The organism is Gordonia sp. NPDC003429, assembly GCF_053588575.1.
Window position 1 is genome coordinate 1 of sequence record NZ_JBSFQF010000004.1, and the last position, 18191, is coordinate 18191.

Sequence of the window (18191 nt, forward strand, 5' to 3'; positions counted from 1 at the left end):
GGAACGACCGCAAACACCCCTTCGTGTGGACGAAACCGGTCGAGGAGATTCTCAAGAAAGCTCAACCGAAAACCAACTAACGAAACGCGACACTAAGGGGGCAGCGTCAAGGCGTCCGGCGGCCACTGCTCCGTTCCCGCGTACCGATTTCCCTCCCGCGTAAGAGATCCGCTGCGCGGGAGGGAAATGACGCCGCGGGAGGGCGCCCCAGCGTCACAGCGCGTCGGGATCGGCGGCGAGCAACTCCCCCGCCCGCGCGCAGATACCGAGGGCGGTACGCGCCCACTTCGGCGGCGCACCCGCCAGGCCACACGACGGCGTGACCATCACATTCTCGGACAAGACTTTTCGTTTCAGTCCGATGCGGTCGGTGATCCCGGCGAGCGTCGTCGCGACGGTCTCGGCGCGCGCCGTGCGGTCGACACGATCGGCAGCCACCACCCCCGCCACCAGGACGTCGCCGCGGTCGACCAACGTGCCGATGCCGTCGAGCGTCTCCGCATCCATCGACGATGCGCCGGTGCGCACCGCGCGGTCGAGCACCACCGAATGGCCGACGCCGGGCAGCCGGGCGATCAGGTCCCAGCGCGGCGCGCCGCAGTTGTGCACGATGGTGGGACGACCCACGAGATCGACGATGTGCCGCAATGATTCGGCGACGTCGGCCACCGGCACCGCGGCGATCGGATTCATCCGCGTCAACGGGGTGACGCTGCCGTCGATGACGGCGCCGACGAGCGGTTCGTCGAGTTGCACCACGACGTCGGCACCGAGGCGCCGCGTCACCTCGGCGACGTGACCGATCAGTCCTTCGGCGGTGGACTCCACGATGTCCGACAACGCACCACGATCACGGATTGCCTTGTGCCCGTTGGCCGTTTCGACCGTCGCGGCGAGGGTGAACGGGCCGCATACCTGCACCTTGAACGCCCGCCCGGTGTTGATGAAACCCGCAGTGTCCCAGAGCTCTTCGAAGGCATCGAGGTCGGCGTGCAAGAAGTCGGCGGCGCGGCGCGATGCATTCGACGGGCGAGCGGCCAGGCGATAGCCCCACGTGCCCGCATCCATCGGCATGTCGACGAGCAGGGTGGCCATCCGGCCGATCATGTCGGCGCCGATGCCGCGGGCGGGCAGTTCGGCCAGATGCGCCAGGTCGAGTTCACCGTTGACGACGGCGGCCGCCTCTGCGGCGTCGGTGCCGGGCATGGAACCGAAACCGGTTCCCACGCCGACCGGCAGGGAGTTCACGCGCGTGCGGCGGCGGCGTGCCGACTCGCGGCATCGGCCGAGGTGGTGCTGATACGCCCCGATCCCAGCACCAGGTCGCCGCGAAGCTCGTCGGGGAGATAGAGAACGGCGGCCTGCCCGCGGGCGACGCCGGTCAGCGGTTCGCGCAGCGCGATGTCGATCGCGGGTTCGCCGTCCATCTCGGTCGCGGTGGCGACGGCGGCCGCCAGTCCCCCGTGTGCGCGCACCTGCACCGTGCACTCGATCGGTTCGGTGGGCGTCACGCCCGACGTCCAGACGGCCCGCGTCGCGCGGATGTGCCACACCTGGAGATCCGCCGACGAGCCGACGGTGACGGTGCCCGATCCCGGATCGATATCGGTGACGTACCGCGGTTTGCCGTCCGCGGCGGGGTTCTCCAGCCCCAGGCCCTTGCGCTGCCCGATGGTGAAACCGTGTACGCCGTCGTGATCGCCGAGGCGTTCCCCCGTCGTGGCGTCGACCAGTGCACCCGGCCGGATCCCGATGCGGGCGCCGAGAAATGCGCGCGTGTCGCCGGTGGGGATGAAGCAGATGTCGTGCGAATCGGGCTTGTCGGCCACCGACAGTCCGCGGCGGGCGGCCTCGGCGCGGATCTGCGGCTTGGGCGTATCACCCACCGGGAACATCGCCCGGGCGAGCTGCTCGCGGGTCAGTACTGCCAGCACATACGACTGGTCCTTGTCGGCGTCGACGGCGCGCCGCAACTCTCCGTCGGCCAGGCGCGCATAGTGTCCGGTGGCCAGCACGTCGAAGCCCAGCGCGACCGCCTTCTGCGCCAGCGCCGCGAACTTGATCTTCTCGTTGCAGGTCAGACACGGATTCGGGGTTTCGCCGGCGGCGTAGGCATCGACGAACTCGTCGATCACGTCGTCCTTGAATCGATCGGCGAAATCCCAGACGTAGAACGGGATACCCAGAACATCGGCGGCCCGGCGCGCGTCGTCGGCGTCCTCGCGCGAGCAACAGCCACGTGAGCCGGTTCGCAGCGCCCCCGGCGCGGTCGACAGCGCCAGATGCACGCCGACCACTTCGTGACCGGCCTCGACCGCACGTGCGGCCGCGACGGCTGAATCCACACCTCCGCTCATTGCGGCGAGAACGCGCATCAGCGTGCCCTCCCCGCAGGGGCGGAAACCAGACCGGCCATGCGGGCACGGTCGACGATCTCGCCGATGACCTCGGCGACCGTGTCGATGTCGGATTCGGTGGTGGTGTGCGCCAGCGAAAATCGCAGTGACCCCCGCGCGGTGGCCACGTCGAGTCCCATCGCGAGCAGTACGTGGCTGGCCCGCGCGACGCCGGCGGTGCACGCCGAACCCGTCGAGCACTCCACGCCGTTGGCGTCGAGCAGCATGAGCAGCGAATCACCTTCGCATCCGGCGAAGGTGACATGCACGTTGCCCGGCAGACGGCGGTCGTCGCGCGGACCGTTGGCCGAGGCGCCCTCCACGGCCAGCAACGCGTCGAACAGCATCTCGCGCAGGTGTGACACCCGTGTGATGGTGGCGGGCAGTGTCGCGACCGCCCACCGCAGGGCGGCCGCCATGCCGGCCGCGCAGGGAACGTTCTGCGTCCCCGACCGCACGTCGCGTTCGTGCCCGCCCCCGTGCAGCAACGGCACGCAGGCGACGTCGCGGCGCAGCAGCAATGCACCCACTCCCAACGGGCCACCGAACTTATGCGCCGCCACACTCATCGCCGACAGCCCGCTGGCCGTGAAATCGACCGGAATATGCCCGACCGCCTGCACCGCATCGGAATGGACGGGTACTCCGAACTCGGCGCCGAGCGCCGCAACCTCGGCGATCGGCTCGATGGTGCCGACTTCGTTGTTCGCCCACATCACCGAGATGAGTGCGGTGTTCTCGGCGTTGGACTCCAACTCGGCCCGCAGCGCGCTCAGCGACACCACACCGTCTGCGTCCACGGGCAGCACCACCAGTTCGGCGCCGTCGCAGTCGGCGAGCCATTGCGCCGGGTCGAGCACCGCGTGATGCTCGACGGCGGACACGATGATCCGACGCCGCCGATCGTCCTCGCCGCGGCGGGCCCAGAAGATCCCCTTGATGGCGAGATTGTCGGCTTCGGTGCCACCGCTGGTGAAGATCACCTCCGAGGGCCGCGCCGACAGCGACGCCGCGATGGATTCGCGCGCCTCCTCGAGTAGACGGCGCGAACGGCGTCCCGAACCGTGCAGCGACGACGCATTCCCCGGCTGAGCCGAGGCAGAGATCATCGCCTCGACGGCCTCCGGCAGCAGCGCTGTGGTGGCGGCATTGTCGAGGTAGACGGGTTCACGGGCGGTTGCGGACATACGACTGCAAGGATAAACGTGTCGCGACCGCTGACAAATTCCCGCAATCTGCTCGTCGAGCGCAATGAGGTCGAGCGCAGAGGGGTTGAGCGCAGAGGGGTTGAGCGCAGAGGGGTCGAGCGCAGAGGGGTCGAGCGCAGTGGGGTCGAGCGGCTGCGTGAGCGCCTCACCGCATCACCTGCCCGGCCCGCAACACTCCCGCCGGATCGTATTGCTGCGCGAGTGCCGACAACCAGGCCGCTGTGTCGTCGTCGTAACAGCTGCGGATCGTGGCGGGGTCGGTGCCGGCGGTGAAGTTCGGGAGCCGGCCACCGGCGGCCCAGGGAGCCATGTCGGCGACCAGACGTGCCGTGGCTTCGGGCACCATTGCGGCGATGGGCGGAGCGAGGATGCCCACGGCGTGCAGGTTGATGGCCGCGTCGCGGTGACAGAACGCGCTGGTGACCGCCGGCGGGTCCGCGTAGGCCCCGCCGAGGAGCCGCAGCTCGACGACGAGCAGGGGCGACATCACCTCGGGGCCGACGTTGCGCAGCAGTGCCGCGGCGGCGTCGTCGGGCAATTCCGACAGCAGCAGCCCGCCCTCGTAGGCCGGTGCAGGGTGCACGGGATCGGCGTGGATGGCGCCGATCGCCGCGTAGGGCATCACGCCCACCGCGTCGAGGATGGGCGCCGCGACGGCGCGGATCGGTGCGAACGCCTGCGCGGCGGAGTCGGGGGCGGCGACGCTGGCGTACCGGACGGCAACCGTGAGTCGTCCGGCGAGCACCGGCGGCACTCCGGGCATGTCGGGCAATCGCAGCAATGCCAGCGAGGTGGACGCCTCCCGGGGCAGATCGGTGGTCCAGCGCTGCCAGGCCGCAAGCACCTCCGGAGCGTCGGCGCCGTCGAAATACACTGCACCACCATAGAATTCGGTGATCGGAAGCAGGTCGATCACCGCGTCAGTGATGATGCCGAGAGTGGCCTTGCCTCCACGCAGCCCCCAGAAGAGTTCCGGATTCTCTTCCGGCGCAGCATGTTTGATCTCACCGTTACCGGTCACCACACCGAAGGACCGCACGCGATCGGACGATACCCCGAATGTGCGGACGAACGGACCGATGCCGCCGCCGCTGAGAAATCCGACGGCACTCACCCCGGGCGCCGATCCGCACAGCGGGGCCAGGCCGTGGGCGGCGGCCTGCTCGATGACCGTCTGCCACGGCACACCCGCACCCACCCGGGCGGTGCGCGTCGCGGGGTCCACCACACATTCGTCGAGTGCGTTGGTGCGCACCAGGATCGACCGGTCGTCGACGGGTGTCCCGCCGTGGCCGGTGGCGAAAACCGTGACGGTCATCGCGTTGGCCGCCGCGAATGCCACAACGGCGGCGATGTCGGCGGCGTCGGCGACGTCGACCACCGCCCACGGTGTGCGCGGCACCGCCACGTTGAATCCGGGACTTGGGTAATCCGGATCGCCCGGGCGGTGCACGGCACCCCGAACCTCGCTTCGCAGTCGGGTGATGGCGGCCTGATCGGTGTCGGACGCTGTGGACATGGGGTCTCCTTCGCACTCGTTGCGACCGATTGATCGCTCCGCCAGAGTGCGCCGGGGTCATTGCACCACGCTTGGAAGGTGCTTGGACCCTTGTCGTCCTACCGTTGGTATACGGATTCGGTGTGCGGGGTTCAGCGATCCGACGTCTGTGCCGACAGCCGCACCTGCACCGCGGAGTCGGCGAGTTGCTGCATACCGAGCGAGCGGGCGCGGAACTCTATCTCGGCCAGCGCTGCCGAACGCGCCTCCGACGGGGCCTGCCTGCGGAGGCCGAGCAGCCGGCAGCGCAACATCGAGGGCACTCCACGGCCGGTGCGCGCGATGTCGTGCGCAGTGCGCAGTGCCTCGTATCCGCGGTCGTCGTCGCCGATGAGGTAGTGCAGTTCGGCGAGCGCGAGTGCGACCGGACCCACACAGCCGACCTGTCCGAGCGTCGCGATGTGGTCGGCGAACGGGGTCAGGTGATCGATGAAGGTCGGCGCGTATTCCACCATGCGGAGTTCGGCGACGACGTGGGCCAGCAGCACCGCCTGGCACAGCGACGTCCACACCATGGGCCGGTCGTCGTCGAGCCACACCGTGATCATCGTCCGCGCCAACTCTCGGTCGCCCGCGGAACCGGCGATCCGCGCGATCCCGGCAGCGACCAGCAGCGCGATCTGGTCGTGGGTGAACTCCTCGCTGCTGCGGCGCGCCCAGTCGAGGGGGTCGGGCCCGCCCGCGCCCGCCAGGTCGTCGAGCATGCCGCGTTCACAGGCCATCGCCATCATCGCCAGCCAATTGCTGCCTGCCACGTACAACTCGGTCTGCTCGTGCACCGTGACGGCCGTGTCGAAGTGCTGCCTGGCCAGCGAGAAGTCCCCCCGCCAGGAGGCCAGGGACATCTCCATCCAGCGCAACTGCGCGCGCAGGATCGGCAATCGCAGGTATTCGCTTCCCGCGATCGCCCGCCGGACCAGGGTCTCGGTGGTGTCGACGTCGCCCAGCGTCATCGTCGCCATCGTGAGGATGGTGTCGACGACCACCGAATCGACATCGGCATCCGGATATGTCAACGACCGCAACCGCTCGGCCCACTCGAGAGAGGCGTCGGCGTAGTCGGCCACGCCGGAGTAGGTGATCAGGCGCGCGAGGATCACATCGGCCAGCACCGCATCGTCGTCGAGTCCGGCGACCAGCGCGTCCGCTCGCGCCAGCAAGCGAGCCGGAACGGCCGTGTCGCGGTGATAGCAGTGCCCGATCGCGGCGGCAGCGCAGACTCGCGCGAGACTTGCCGGGTCCTCCAACGCGGCATCGGCGGCCCCGGTCAGCGCGGCCAGCAGACTCTCGTCGGCCACGTGGGGGCCGATCCACGGCCAGGCGCCTCCCGCGCGGATCAGACTGCTCGCCAGCAGTCCCAGCGTGCCGTGCGCACCGGCCCGAATACATTCGTAGAGTCGCGTTTCGACCGTCTCGAGAACCATCCGCACCTGACCGGCGCGGGCCCGCGCGGCCAGCAGTGCGATCAGCAGATCGTCGCGCTCGGCGATGGTCGACGCGGTGACCCCGGCGGATTCGTAGGTGCGCAGCGCAGCGTCGAGCCAGTACGACGCGCTTTCCGAATCCCACTGTGTGGTGGCCTCATCCGCTGCCGCCCGGCAGGCTGCGACCACTTCGGCGGCCTCGGCCACCGGACGCGCCTCGAGCAGGTGCGCCGCCCGGCGCGAGATCGCGTCGGCACCGTCGGCACTCGCAAAGATCTCCGCACAGCGCAGATGAATTCGACACCGGCGCAACGGGCGAATCGTCGACAGAGCCTCGTCACGTAACAGGGCGTGCGCGAAACGCGTCTGCCCACCGGTGTGGGTGGCCATCAGGATTCGCTCGTCGACGGCCTCGTCGAGACAGTCCGCGATCTCGGCAACGTCACGACCCATCACCGTGGCAAGCAGATTGACGTCGATCTCGGTGCCGAGAACGGCCGCGTGACCCACCACCTCGAGCACTGCGGGATCGAGTGAGAGCAGTCGACGGTCGAGCACCGACCGCACCGCGGCCGGAACCATCTCACGACGCCGTTCATCGGGCGGGAGGCGCGCGAATTCGGTGACGAAGAGCGGGTTTCCGCCGGTGCGCCGGGTTAGCGTGGCCGCATCCGCATCGGCGAGCGTGTCGCCTGCCACGGCCCGGACGAGTTCGGCCACCTCGGTGTCGTCGAGCTGAGGAACCGCGATCAACATCCCGCCTGCGCGCGACACCGCCGTGCGCAGCCGCTGTGCGTCGGCTCCCCCTTCACCGTCGCGTACGGTCACCACCATCTGCAGCGGGGTGTCGCGCAGGACCGTGGTGAGGTACGCCAGCAGGCCCAGGGTCATCGCGTCCGCCCAGTGCACGTCCTCGACGATCACCGTCACCGTTTGTGGCGGAACAGATTCCAGCAGAGCTTGGACTCGCTCGTACACGGCGAACCGGGCGGTGTCGGCGTCGGCCCCGGCGGGCACCGACAACACATCGGCCGGGTCGACACCCAGTCCCCGGCACAGCTGCCGCAACGGCCACCACGCCGGGACACCGTCGGCGTCGGGACAACGCACCCACACCACCGAGTAGCCGGCACGCTCCGCTCGGTGCGCGACCTCCTCGGCCAGTCGTGTCTTGCCGATTCCGGCGGGACCACTGAGCAGCAGCCACCGCGTTGCCGGCGACCCGTCGAAAAGTGTCGAGATCCGATCGATCTGGGCGTCGCGTCCCACCAGGGGGATCTCGCTCATGTCCGCGCCATCGGTCACCGCGGGCGACGACATGGGCACCGACGCAGGCGGATCGGTGACCTCGGCAGGGGCCGCCACGGATTCGGCGCCGGACCAGTGCGGCGCACGCGGCCACGCCGCGATGACCGGATCGTGGCGGAGGATCGCACCCTGCAACTCGACGAGTTCGGCGCCCGGGCGCAGACCCAACTCGGCGTCGAGGGTGCGCGCGTGCCGTGAGTACACGTCGAGCGCGTCGGTGGCCCGCCCGGCCCGGTACAGGGCCACCATGTGCAACCAGACTCCCCTGTCGCGCAACGGGTCCCGGGCCCGCAGACCGACGATGCCACTCAGCGCGCCGCCGGTGTCCCCGGCGGCGAGCAGCGCGGTGATGTGCGTGTCCTGCACGGCGAGCCGGGCTTCGTCGAGGGCAGCGGATTCGGCCACGATCCACGGGACTTCGGCGCCGGCCTCCGCGAGAAGCTCACCACGCCACAGCCCACGCGCGGATTCGGCTTCGGTGAGGGCATCGGTCCAGCGGTCCTCGTGCCTGGCCGCCCGTGCGGCGGCGACGTGTCCGCCGAACTCGATGAGGTCGAGACGGTCGTCGCCGAGCTCGAGACGGTAGCCGGTGGCGACCCGCTGGATCGGGGAACTCTCTCCCCGGTCCGAACGCAGCGACCGCCGCAGGTTCGAGATGTAGGCCTGCAGGCTGGTGACGGCGGCTGCCGGGGGTTCGTCTCCCCACACCGTGTCGATCAATCGGTCGGTGGACACCACCGCACCGCGGGCGAGAAGTAGTGCACCCAGCACCGTCCGCTGTTTGGGAGACCCCAGATCGACCGGACGCCCGTCGTGACGCACCTCGAGCGGACCGAGCACCAAGTACTCGCGCATGGATGCCTCCCGCCTGCCCGGATTGTCTGTTTGATCCCGGCCAGAGTGTACGTCGCCGACGGGCGCGAGGATGCTCAGTGCGTCCTCTCATCGACCAAACGGGGTGGGGTTCCGGCAGGCAGGTCGATGCCCCCGTATGAATCGCCCCCGTACGAATCGCCCCCGGTGCTCGCGCGGGCCGAGCGCATCGCCGCGACCACGACGAGGGCGCCTGCGGCCGCGACTGCGCAGGAGATCCACAGCGCTACCCGCAAGGAGTCGACGAATGCGGCGGGCGAACCGCAGGTCAGCACGGACTGGGCGGGGAACACCGCTCCGAGGGCTGCCACTCCCAACGCGATTCCCGACTGCCGGAAGACGTCGTTGATACCTGCGGCAAGCCCGGAATCGTCGTGGTGGCTTTCGGCGAGCACCACCCCGCTCATGACCGGATTGAAGACGCCCGCGCCGACACAGGCCACAAGGAAGCCGGGCACCATCACCCATCCGCTGCTGTGCAGACCGCCGATCGTCATCCACGCCAGCCCACCGGCGACGCCCACCAGTGCCGTCGCCAACAGCACCCAGGGCGCCACCCTGCCGAGGAGTTTGTCGGTGAGTCCGGCGACCACGAGCATCACCATGGTTCCCGGCAGGTAGACGAGGCCGGCCTCGATCGCGGTGAGTCCCAGCACTCCCTGCAGGTAGATGGTCACGTACACGAACACGGCGAACATCGACGCCGAGATCGCGAAGGTGGCCAGCTGGGCGCCGGCGAACGCCGGGTTGCGCAGCATTCCCAACGGCAGCATCGGCTCTGGGACAACACTTTCGATGACCACGAAGGCGCTGATCGCGACCGCGGCCACTGCGAAGGCAGCCAGTGTGACGGAATCCGCCCAACCGCGGGAGTTGGCCTCGAAGAACCCGTAGGTGAGTGCGCCGAGACCGGCGATCACCGCCACCTGCCCCCACCAGTCGCCGTGGCGCGGGGCGCTGCTCCGGGATTCGTCCACCCAACGGGCTCCGAGGACCATCAGCACACCCACGGGGATGTTGACGACGAAGATCGCCCGCCAGTCGAACACCTCGGTCAGCACACCACCGAGCAACGGTCCCACCGCGAACGATGCGCCGATCGTCGCCCCGTACGCCGCCAGCGACGTGGTGCGCTCGGTCCGCCCGGGAAAAGCGTTGGCCAGCAACGCCAACGACGAGGCGAACATCAGGGAGGCACCGAGTCCCTGCACCACGCGGGACACGTTGAGCAGCGCCATCGTCGGGGCGGCCGCGCACGCAGCCGAGGCGAGCGTGAACACCACGACACCCGCCACGAACACACGACGCCGGCCGATCCGGTCGGCCCATGCGCCGGCGCTGAGCACGACTGTGGCCAGTGCGAGGGTGTATCCGTCGACGACCCACTTGAGCGGGGTGATGTCGGCGCGGAACTCTCGGGCGATGGCCGGCAGCGCGGTGTTGACCACCGCGATGTCGAGCATGAGCATCGCTGTCGCAGCACACACCACTGCCAAGGTGATGCGTTGTGTCCGTGAGAAGGCCGGGCTCTTACGTCCCAAGTGCGGGCTCGTGTCCGCCATGTCTCCACCTTTGTTCGATCCGATTCGGTGAAGTCAGGGTGGGCCGAGGGCCTTGGAGGTCGCTTGCGGGCTGCTTGGTCGCGCCCTTCGGAGTGTGATGTCGGGGGTGGTGTCGCGTGTGTGATGTCAGGGGTGCGGCAGCGGGCCGCCGACGAGGTCGGCGCAGCGGCGGGCCAGTTCGCGACGGTCGTCACCGGGAAGCTGGGATTCGTGGATCCGCACGCGCATGGTGAGTCCACGCATCCGCAGCACCCGACGCATGGTGTCGGCGGGCGAATCGTCGCCGATGAAGCCCGGCGCTGCGGTGATCGCACCGTCGACGCTGAATTCGAGGTGCATCGGAATCACCGGCACCCCGGCATTGATGGCTGCCTGGAAGAAGGCCGGACGGAACTCGCCGCGGGCGCGGCCGCACCATGTGGTGCCCTCGGGGAACACCGCGACCGACGAATCGGATTCCAGGTCGTCGACCACCCGATCGACGGTGTCGGGCAGGGTGCGCAGCGAGCAGCGGTCCACCGGGATGATGCCCAGCCGTCGCGCGACTGTGGAGATCACCGGCATCGCCATCACCTCGGATTTGGCGACGAAATGCGCCGGATTGACCACGGCGATCGCCAGAATGTCCAGGTAGGACACGTGATTGGCCACCACCAGTCCTCGGGTCGACGCCGCGAAGGGGCGGCGATCATCGATCACTACCCGCACTCCGAGGGCACGCAGCACGGCCCGCGACGACCGGCGCAGATACGCGCGGCGGACCAGACGGGGCAGCGGCATCACGAGCACGCCGCTCACCAGGAGACCGACGAGGATGACGACCAGCCGGGTGACGCGGGCAACCACCCGCATTGCACCGACCACGTCGCACCGGTCGGCGCCCAGGCAGGGGGTCCCGCAGGGGCTCGTGGGATACCACGCGTGCGGCGTGTCCGCGACGGGCATGGGATGAGAAGGCCGCAGCGGCGTCGGAACGAGATGTTGTGCGAAAGTGGGAAATTCGGATGTGTCCGGGATGGTCGGCGCCGCTGTGGTCATCGGTTCCTCATTCTCCGGCGTCGCTCAGGCGTGCGCAGGTGGCACGGAGTCGTTCCAGGTATCGGGAGTTGCCGTTCTGCCGATCGAGGACGGTGACGAAATCACCGACGTCGAAGATCTCGTCGACCGCCGGGTCGCCACACACCCGTGCGCCCAGGCGCAGATACGCACGCATCAACGGCGGCACCCCGACGATGTCGGGAGGGTCGATGCGGTCGAGCGGTTGCCCGTCGATGGTCGGAGGTGTCAACGGTTGCGCCCGCCACTGCGCCAGGTGCCGATCGCGGAGTAGGTCACGGGCACCGCGTAGCGCCGCGCCGCGCACCCGGCCGTCGATGTCGGGCCCACCCACGGGCACCGAGACGCTACCCATCAGGTACCGGTAGTCGTTGTGCTCGAGATAGGCGAGCAGCGCCGCCCACAGCAGCGCGGTGATCGAACCGTGGCGATGTCCGGTGGCGACGGCGGCGCGTCCCATCTCCACGGTCGCCGCGCCGATGGAGTCGAGTTCGCCGAGGTCGAAGGCGCCTGCGGTGTACCAGCCCCCCGCCGCGATGGCCCGCGGTGGCGGTAGCAGTCGGGCGCACCCGATGATCCCGGCATCGTCGTGCACCGCGATCAGATGCTCGGCGTACTCGTCGAAGCGGTCGGCGTCGCGGCCGGTGTCCGCATCACCGATGGAGTCGGAGAAGCCCGGCTCGGCGGCGAAGACGTCGAAACGCAGCCGCTGCACCGCGTCGATGTGGTCGGGGTCCTCGGTGAGCAGGATGCGTGTGGCCCCGGCGGCGAGCAGTGTGCGCGGTCGGGTGGTGGCCGCGCCCGGCAATCCGGTCATGCCCCCGATGAAATCCAGGTTCGACGACCCCGCGGGAACGGCCGCGTGACGTGTCGGTGCGCGACGGGTGAACTCACCGCGAGCCGCCCCGAAACGACGTGACCCCCGGCACGGGCCGGGGGTCACGGGGTGGTTTCGACAAGCTCAACCAGCGGAGGGGCGCTCAACCAGCGGAGGGCGCTCAACCAGCGGAGGGCGCTCAACCAGCGGAGGGCGCTCAACCAGCGGAGGGCGCTCACCCAGCGGAGGGCGCTCAACCAGCGGAGAGACGCTCAACCAGCGGAGGTGCCGCTCACTTGCGCTTCTTGACCTCTTCGGTCAGCTGCGGCGCGACGTTGAACAGGTCGCCCACCACACCGAAATCGGAGATCTCGAAGATCGGTGCCTCTTCATCCTTGTTGACGGCGACGATGGTCTTCGAGGTCTGCATGCCGGCGCGGTGCTGGATCGCACCGGAGATGCCGAGTGCGACGTAGAGCTGCGGCGACACGGTCTTGCCGGTCTGGCCCACCTGGAACTGACCCGGGTAGTAGCCGGAGTCGACCGCGGCACGCGATGCGCCCACAGCGGCACCGAGCGAATCCGCGAGTTCCTCGACCACGGAGAACTTCTCCGCGCTGCCCACACCGCGACCACCGGACACGACGATCGTGGCTTCGGTGAGCTCCGGCCGGTCGCCACCGACGTTCGGCTCCACCTTGGTGATCTTGACCGCGTTCTCGGGGGCGGCGGGAACCTCGATGTCCACCCGCTCACCGGCGCCGGCCTGAGGCTCTGCCTCGACGCCGCCCGGACGGATGGAGAAGACCGGGGTGTCGCCCTTGGCCTGCGCCTCGACGGTGAATGCGCCACCGAAGATCGAGTGCACGCCCACGGCGCCCTCCTTGACGTCGATCACGTCGGCGAGTACGCCCGAACCCAGGCGTACGGCCAACCGGCCCGCGATCTCCTTGCCGTCGGCGTTGGCCGCCACGAGGATGCCCGCGGGTGCCGCCTGCTCGGCGATCGCCGACAACACGTCGATCTTGGGGCTGAGGAGATAGCTTGCGGCGTCGTCGGATTCGGCGACGTAGATCTTCTCGGCGCCCGCGGCTTTGAGGTCGTCGATGATGCCGTCGGCCGAGCCGGGGGCACCGACCACGACGGCCGCCGGGGTGCCCAGTGCACGGGCGGCGGTGATGAGTTCGTTGGTCACCTTCTTCAGGGCGCCTTCGGCGTCCTGTTCGACCAGCACGAGTGCTTCTGCCATTGTTCTTCGCTCCTGATGTCTTTCGATGCCCGCGGCCCATCGGGGCGGCCGCCGAGCGGGGTGGTGGTCTGCTCGAGAGGGGTCAGATGATCTTCTGGCCCACCAGGTACTCGGCGACCTTCACGCCGCCGTCGCCCTCGTCGGTGACACGCTCACCCGCGGTCTTGGGCGGCTTGGGGGTGGAGCTGGTCACCGCGGTTCCGGCGTTCTCCAGGCCCACGTCGGTGGGCTCGACGTCGATCTCGGCGAGGGTGACCACCTGAACTTCCTTCTTCTTGGCGGCCATGATGCCCTTGAAGGAGGGGAAGCGGGGCTCGTTGATCTTCTCGTTGACGCTGACGATGGCCGGCAGGTCCGCCTCGATGTGGTAGATGCCGTCATCGGTCTCGCGCTCGCCGGTGAGGTGATCGCCCTCCACGGTGAGCTTGCGCAGGTGCGTGAGATGCGGGAGTTCGAGGTACTCGGCGATCATCGCGGGCACCGCGCCGACGCGGCCGTCGGTGGCCTCGTTGCCTGCGATCACCAGTTCGACACCCTCGACGGTGCCGAGCGCACGTGCCAGCACGTAGGCGGTCTGGACGGAATCGGAGCCGTGGAGCAGGTCGTCCTGGATGTGGATGGCCTTGTCGGCGCCCATCGACAGCGCCTTGCGGATGGCCTCGGTCGCGCGGGCCGGACCAGCGGTGAGGATGGTGACCTCGCCTCCGTTGGCCTCCTTGATCTGGAGCGCCTCCTCGACGGCGCGCTCGTTGATCTCGTCGAGCACCGCGTCGGCGGCTTCACGGTCCAGGGTGAAATCCGAGTCGGAGAGCTTACGCTCGGACCAGGTGTCCGGAACCTGCTTGATCAGAACGACAATGTTTGTCATGGGTCTTCGTCGACCTCCTGCGTCGGGTTCGGCAACTTACCGGCGGGTAAGGCCATCGGTCTACCCCACTTTAGCGTTTCCTATTTGGCCGTAACACATCGCCTACCTCACAGTATGGCGATCAGGGCGCAGGGGCGGGCACCGACAAAGAGTGACAACCGTACACCGAACTCCCACCGAGCCCGGTGCCATCGCGTCTGCGGGTACTACTGTCGTGGGGATGACCGACACACAGGGGGCACCGACACCGGTCGCCGAGCCGATACGCGGTGTGGCCGACCTCGGGACCGACGAGCAACTCGCGCTGACCGGTGAGCGCACCGTTCCCGGGATCCCGGCAGAGAACTACTGGTTCCGTCGCCACGAGATCGCCTACGCCGCCGTCGCCGATGAGTGCGCGGGGCGTCGCGTGCTGGAGGCCGGATCGGGCGAGGGGTACGGTGCGGCGATGCTCGGCGCCGCGGGGGCACACGTGACCTGCGTCGATTACGACCCGAGCGCGGTGGAACACACGCGTCGTCGCTATCCCGGACTCACCGTGGTGCAGGCCAACCTTGTCGACCTGCCGCTGCCCGACGGGTCGGTCGACGTCGTCGTGAACTTCCAGGTGATCGAACACCTCTGGGATCAGGCGCGGTTCGTCGACGAGTGTTTCCGGGTGCTGAGCCCCGGCGGCCGGCTGATGATGTCCACACCGAACCGGATCACCTTCTCACCGGGCCGCACCACTCCGCTCAATCCGTTCCACACCCGTGAACTCGACGCCACCGAACTGTCCGACCTGATCACCGCGGGCGGATTCACCGTCGAGCGGATGTCGGGCGTGTACCACGGCCCACGCCTGCAGACACTCGACGAGAAGTGGGGCGGATCGCTCATCGACGCGCAGATCGAACGCGCGCTTGCCGGTGAGGACTGGCCCACCGAGCTTGTCGCCGACGTGGCGGCCATCGCCGCCGAGGATTTCGTCATCGTCGAGGCCGGTGACGGCGTCGACATCGACGCATCGCTCGACCTGATCGCCGTTGCGGTCCGACCCGCAAGCACCGTATGCCCCTGACACACCGCGTGACGAGTACCGGCACCGCAGCACCGGGCACCGACGTTCCCGGCCAGTTCACCCTGGTTCTGCATTCGCATCTGCCGTGGTTGGCCAATCACGGACGGTGGCCGGTCGGCGAGGAGTGGCTCTATCAGTCGTGGGCCGGGTCCTACCTGCCGGTCGTCGACATGCTCCGCCGCCTGGGGCGCGACGGTTTCACCGATCAGGTGTCGTTGGGCATCACTCCGGTGCTGGCGGCTCAGCTCGACGACCCTCACTGCATCGAGTCGATGTACTCCTGGCTCGCCGACTGGCAACTGCGCGCCGTCGAGGCCGCCGGCTCGTCCGATGGCACGCGGCGCGACCTGGCGACCCTCGAGTTCCGCAATGCCTGCTCGGCCCGGGGACTGTTCGAGCGGCACTGGCGCCACGGCGGTGCGCCGGTGATCCGTGGACTGATCGATTCCGGTGTGATCGACCTGCTCGGTGGTCCGTTGGCCCACCCGTTTGCGCCGCTGCTCGACCCGCGGTTGCGTCGTTTCTCGCTGACCGAGGGACTCGCCGACGCGGACCTGCGCTGGGCGGCACGCCCAGCAGGCATCTGGGCTCCGGAATGTGCGTTCGCACCCGGCATGGAAACCGAGTACGCCGAGGCCGGTGTGGCCCGATTCATGGTCGACGGTCCCGCGCTGCACGGCGACACCGCCCTGGGCCGACCGGTGGGTGACTCCGACGTCATCGCCTTCGGTCGGGATCTGGCGGTGAGTTACCGCGTCTGGTCGCCCAAGTCCGGCTATCCGGGGCACCCTGCCTACCGCGATTTCCACACCTACGACCATGCCACCGGACTCAAACTGTCCCGCGTGACCGGCAAAACCGTTGCTGCACAGGATAAGAAGCCCTACGACCCGGCACTTGTCGATGCGGTCATCGATCGACAGGCCGACGACTTCGTCGGCCATGTCCGCGAGCGGCTGATCGCCGAGTCCGATCGCCTGGGCAGGCCTGCGCTCGTGGTGGCCGCCTTCGACACCGAACTGTTCGGCCACTGGTGGCACGAGGGTCCGCGATGGCTGGAACGTGTGCTGCGGACGCTACCCGAGGCCGGGATCCGCGTGGGCACGCTGCGCAGCGCCGCAGCCGACGGATTCGTCGGCGAGCCGGTGCACCTGGTGCCGTGCTCATGGGGATCGGGCAAGGACTGGCGGGTGTGGAACGGACCCGACGTCGACCACCTCGTTCGGCTCAACGCGGAAGTCACCGAGTCCGCACTCGACGCGGTCGACAAGCTCATCGACACCGACACGACACGCAATCGGGTGGCCGATCAGATCGTGCGGGAAACCCTGCTCACGGTGTCGTCGGACTGGCCGTTCATGGTGTCCAAGGACACCGCCGCCGACTATGCGATCCGCCGCGCCCACACCCACGCGCACGCCACGCGCGAGATTGCCGACGCGGCGATGCGTGGCCGCACCGCACAGGCGACGACGCTGGCCGACGGCTGGAACCGCGCCGATGGACTCTTCGCCGATCTCGACGCCCGCCGGCTCCGCATCGGACGCCACCGGTGAAGATTCTTCTGGTCTCCTGGGAGTACCCACCGGTGGTGGTGGGCGGTCTCGGGCGACACCTCGGCCACCTCGCCATCGAGCTGGCCGCGCTCGGCCACGACGTGGTGGTTCTCACCCGCCGGCCGTCGGGCACCGACGCCGGCAGTCACCCGACGTCCGACACCCGGGTCGACGGGGTGCGGGTGATCGCGGTCGCCGAGGATCCACCCGAGTTCGAGTTCGGCCGCGACATGATGGCGTGGACCTTGGCCATGGGCCACTCATTTGTGCGCGCCGCATTGAGAATCCTTGCCGCGGAGACGGATTCGCGGTGGACACCGGACGTGGTGCACGCGCACGACTGGCTCGTCGCCCACCCCGCCATCACACTGGCCGAGGTGTTCGACGTTCCGCTGGTGTCGACGATTCATGCCACGGAGGCGGGCCGGCACAGCGGCTGGGTGAGCGGCAGCATCAACCGGCAGGTGCATTCGGTGGAATGGTGGCTGGCCAACGACTCCGATGCGCTCATCACCTGTTCGGCGTCGATGCGTGACGAGGTGACCCGGCTGTTCGGTCCGGCGATCCCCGAGGTGACGGTGATCCACAACGGAATCGATCTGCGGGCCTGGCCATTCGCCGATCGGGCCGACGCCACGCCCGGCACCGAACTGCTGTTCGCCGGCCGTCTGGAGTACGAGAAGGGTCTGCAGGATCTGCTCGCCGCGCTGCCCCGCATCCGCCGCACCCACCCGGGCACCGTGCTGACCGTGGCGGGCACCGGCACCCAACTCGAGTGGCTGCGCGAGACGGCGCGACGGCACCGCGTGTCGCGGGCCGTGCAGTTTTTGGGCGCCGTCGATCACGAGGGGCTGGTGGCGCTGATGCATCGGTGCGCCGCGATCGTGTTGCCGTCACGATACGAACCGTTCGGGATCGTCGCATTGGAGGCCGCGGCCACCGGCGCACCCCTGGTGGTGTCGACGGCCGGCGGTCTCGGTGAGGCCGTCTCGGCGCCGCTGACCGGACTGACCTTTCCCCCCGGAGACGTCGCCGCCCTGGCCGCGGCCGTCCGCACCACACTCTCGGACCCGGCGCAGGCCGCCGCACGGGCGCGCCGGGCCCGGCAGCGTTTGACCGAGGACTTCTCCTGGCGCGAGGTGGCCGAGCGCACCGCGGGTGTCTACCTGGCCGCCAAACGGGGCGTCCGGCACCCGTTGGCAAGACCGATCATCGACGAACGGCCGTTGCCCGAGCGCGACCTGGGGTAGCCGGAC

Annotated in this window: 13 protein-coding genes; 3 read left to right on the forward strand and 10 right to left on the reverse strand. The window is 69.0% G+C overall.

Annotated elements, in window-relative coordinates; genetic code table 11:
* Nucleotides 1-213 precede the first annotated feature (213 nt).
* From ACWDSI_RS06565 to ACWDSI_RS06610, 10 genes are all read right to left on the reverse strand, one after another.
* Nucleotides 214-1248 (reverse strand): vitamin-B12 independent methionine synthase, encoded by a 1035-nt coding sequence (locus tag ACWDSI_RS06565; protein WP_449756046.1) that lies wholly within the window; start codon nucleotides 1246-1248, stop codon nucleotides 214-216.
* Nucleotides 1245-2375: a tRNA 2-thiouridine(34) synthase MnmA gene (mnmA, locus tag ACWDSI_RS06570; RefSeq protein ID WP_449756047.1), complete on the reverse strand. Its 1131-nt coding sequence runs from the start codon at nucleotides 2373-2375 to the stop codon at nucleotides 1245-1247. Before mnmA ends, ACWDSI_RS06565 begins: the two co-directional genes overlap by 4 nt.
* A complete protein-coding gene (locus ACWDSI_RS06575; RefSeq protein ID WP_449745124.1) occupies nucleotides 2375-3583 on the reverse strand; it encodes a cysteine desulfurase family protein in 1209 nt (402 codons plus the stop codon). The genes mnmA and ACWDSI_RS06575 overlap by 1 nt, the downstream gene beginning before the upstream one ends.
* A gap of 166 nt (nucleotides 3584-3749) precedes the next feature.
* A complete protein-coding gene (locus ACWDSI_RS06580; RefSeq protein ID WP_449756048.1) occupies nucleotides 3750-5123 on the reverse strand; it encodes an FAD-binding oxidoreductase in 1374 nt (457 codons plus the stop codon).
* A 131-nt stretch (nucleotides 5124-5254) separates the two neighbouring features.
* Nucleotides 5255-8749: a BTAD domain-containing putative transcriptional regulator gene (locus ACWDSI_RS06585; RefSeq protein ID WP_449756049.1), complete on the reverse strand. Its 3495-nt coding sequence runs from the start codon at nucleotides 8747-8749 to the stop codon at nucleotides 5255-5257.
* Nucleotides 8750-8823: 74 nt separating this feature from the next.
* Nucleotides 8824-10329: an MFS transporter gene (locus ACWDSI_RS06590; RefSeq protein WP_449756050.1), complete on the reverse strand. Its 1506-nt coding sequence runs from the start codon at nucleotides 10327-10329 to the stop codon at nucleotides 8824-8826.
* 126 nt (nucleotides 10330-10455) lie between these two features.
* Complete coding sequence (locus tag ACWDSI_RS06595; protein ID WP_449756051.1) at nucleotides 10456-11181, reverse strand: lysophospholipid acyltransferase family protein; 726 nt, start codon at nucleotides 11179-11181, stop codon at nucleotides 10456-10458.
* Nucleotides 11182-11374: 193 nt separating this feature from the next.
* The gene (locus tag ACWDSI_RS06600) at nucleotides 11375-12202 is read right to left on the reverse strand and encodes a GNAT family N-acetyltransferase (protein WP_449756052.1); all 828 of its coding nucleotides are present in this window, start codon (nucleotides 12200-12202) and stop codon (nucleotides 11375-11377) included.
* 292 nt (nucleotides 12203-12494) lie between these two features.
* Nucleotides 12495-13451, reverse strand: coding sequence for an electron transfer flavoprotein subunit alpha/FixB family protein (locus tag ACWDSI_RS06605; protein WP_449745130.1), 957 nt, complete (start codon nucleotides 13449-13451; stop codon nucleotides 12495-12497).
* Between the two features lie 82 nt (nucleotides 13452-13533).
* Nucleotides 13534-14319 (reverse strand): electron transfer flavoprotein subunit beta/FixA family protein, encoded by a 786-nt coding sequence (locus ACWDSI_RS06610; RefSeq protein ID WP_449745131.1) that lies wholly within the window; start codon nucleotides 14317-14319, stop codon nucleotides 13534-13536.
* A gap of 220 nt (nucleotides 14320-14539) precedes the next feature.
* On the opposite strand from ACWDSI_RS06610, the gene ACWDSI_RS06615 reads away from it, so the two are divergent.
* From ACWDSI_RS06615 to ACWDSI_RS06625, 3 genes are read left to right on the forward strand one after another with little or no spacing between them, the layout of a single operon-like run.
* Entirely contained in the window at nucleotides 14540-15379 is an 840-nt protein-coding gene (locus ACWDSI_RS06615) for a class I SAM-dependent methyltransferase (RefSeq protein WP_449756053.1), read from the forward strand.
* The gene (locus tag ACWDSI_RS06620) at nucleotides 15370-16935 is read left to right on the forward strand and encodes a 1,4-alpha-glucan branching protein domain-containing protein (protein ID WP_449756054.1); all 1566 of its coding nucleotides are present in this window, start codon (nucleotides 15370-15372) and stop codon (nucleotides 16933-16935) included. Before ACWDSI_RS06615 ends, ACWDSI_RS06620 begins: the two co-directional genes overlap by 10 nt.
* Entirely contained in the window at nucleotides 16932-18185 is a 1254-nt protein-coding gene (locus ACWDSI_RS06625; RefSeq protein WP_449756055.1) for a glycosyltransferase family 4 protein, read from the forward strand. Before ACWDSI_RS06620 ends, ACWDSI_RS06625 begins: the two co-directional genes overlap by 4 nt.
* The last annotated feature ends 6 nt before the right edge of the window (nucleotides 18186-18191 follow it).

Coding starts and splice junctions, on each gene's coding strand:
- ACWDSI_RS06580 (WP_449756048.1), bottom strand. CDS start 5,123: ATGTCCACAGCGTCCGACACCGATCAGGCCGCCATCACCCGACTGCGA.
- ACWDSI_RS06605 (WP_449745130.1), bottom strand. CDS start 13,451: ATGGCAGAAGCACTCGTGCTGGTCGAACAGGACGCCGAAGGCGCCCTG.
- ACWDSI_RS06610 (WP_449745131.1), bottom strand. CDS start 14,319: ATGACAAACATTGTCGTTCTGATCAAGCAGGTTCCGGACACCTGGTCC.
- ACWDSI_RS06585 (WP_449756049.1), bottom strand. CDS start 8,749: ATGCGCGAGTACTTGGTGCTCGGTCCGCTCGAGGTGCGTCACGACGGG.
- ACWDSI_RS06620 (WP_449756054.1), top strand. CDS start 15,370: ATGCCCCTGACACACCGCGTGACGAGTACCGGCACCGCAGCACCGGGC.
- mnmA (WP_449756047.1), bottom strand. CDS start 2,375: ATGCGCGTTCTCGCCGCAATGAGCGGAGGTGTGGATTCAGCCGTCGCG.
- ACWDSI_RS06590 (WP_449756050.1), bottom strand. CDS start 10,329: ATGGCGGACACGAGCCCGCACTTGGGACGTAAGAGCCCGGCCTTCTCA.
- ACWDSI_RS06595 (WP_449756051.1), bottom strand. CDS start 11,181: ATGCGGGTGGTTGCCCGCGTCACCCGGCTGGTCGTCATCCTCGTCGGT.
- ACWDSI_RS06615 (WP_449756053.1), top strand. CDS start 14,540: ATGACCGACACACAGGGGGCACCGACACCGGTCGCCGAGCCGATACGC.
- ACWDSI_RS06575 (WP_449745124.1), bottom strand. CDS start 3,583: ATGTCCGCAACCGCCCGTGAACCCGTCTACCTCGACAATGCCGCCACC.
- ACWDSI_RS06600 (WP_449756052.1), bottom strand. CDS start 12,202: ATGACCGGATTGCCGGGCGCGGCCACCACCCGACCGCGCACACTGCTC.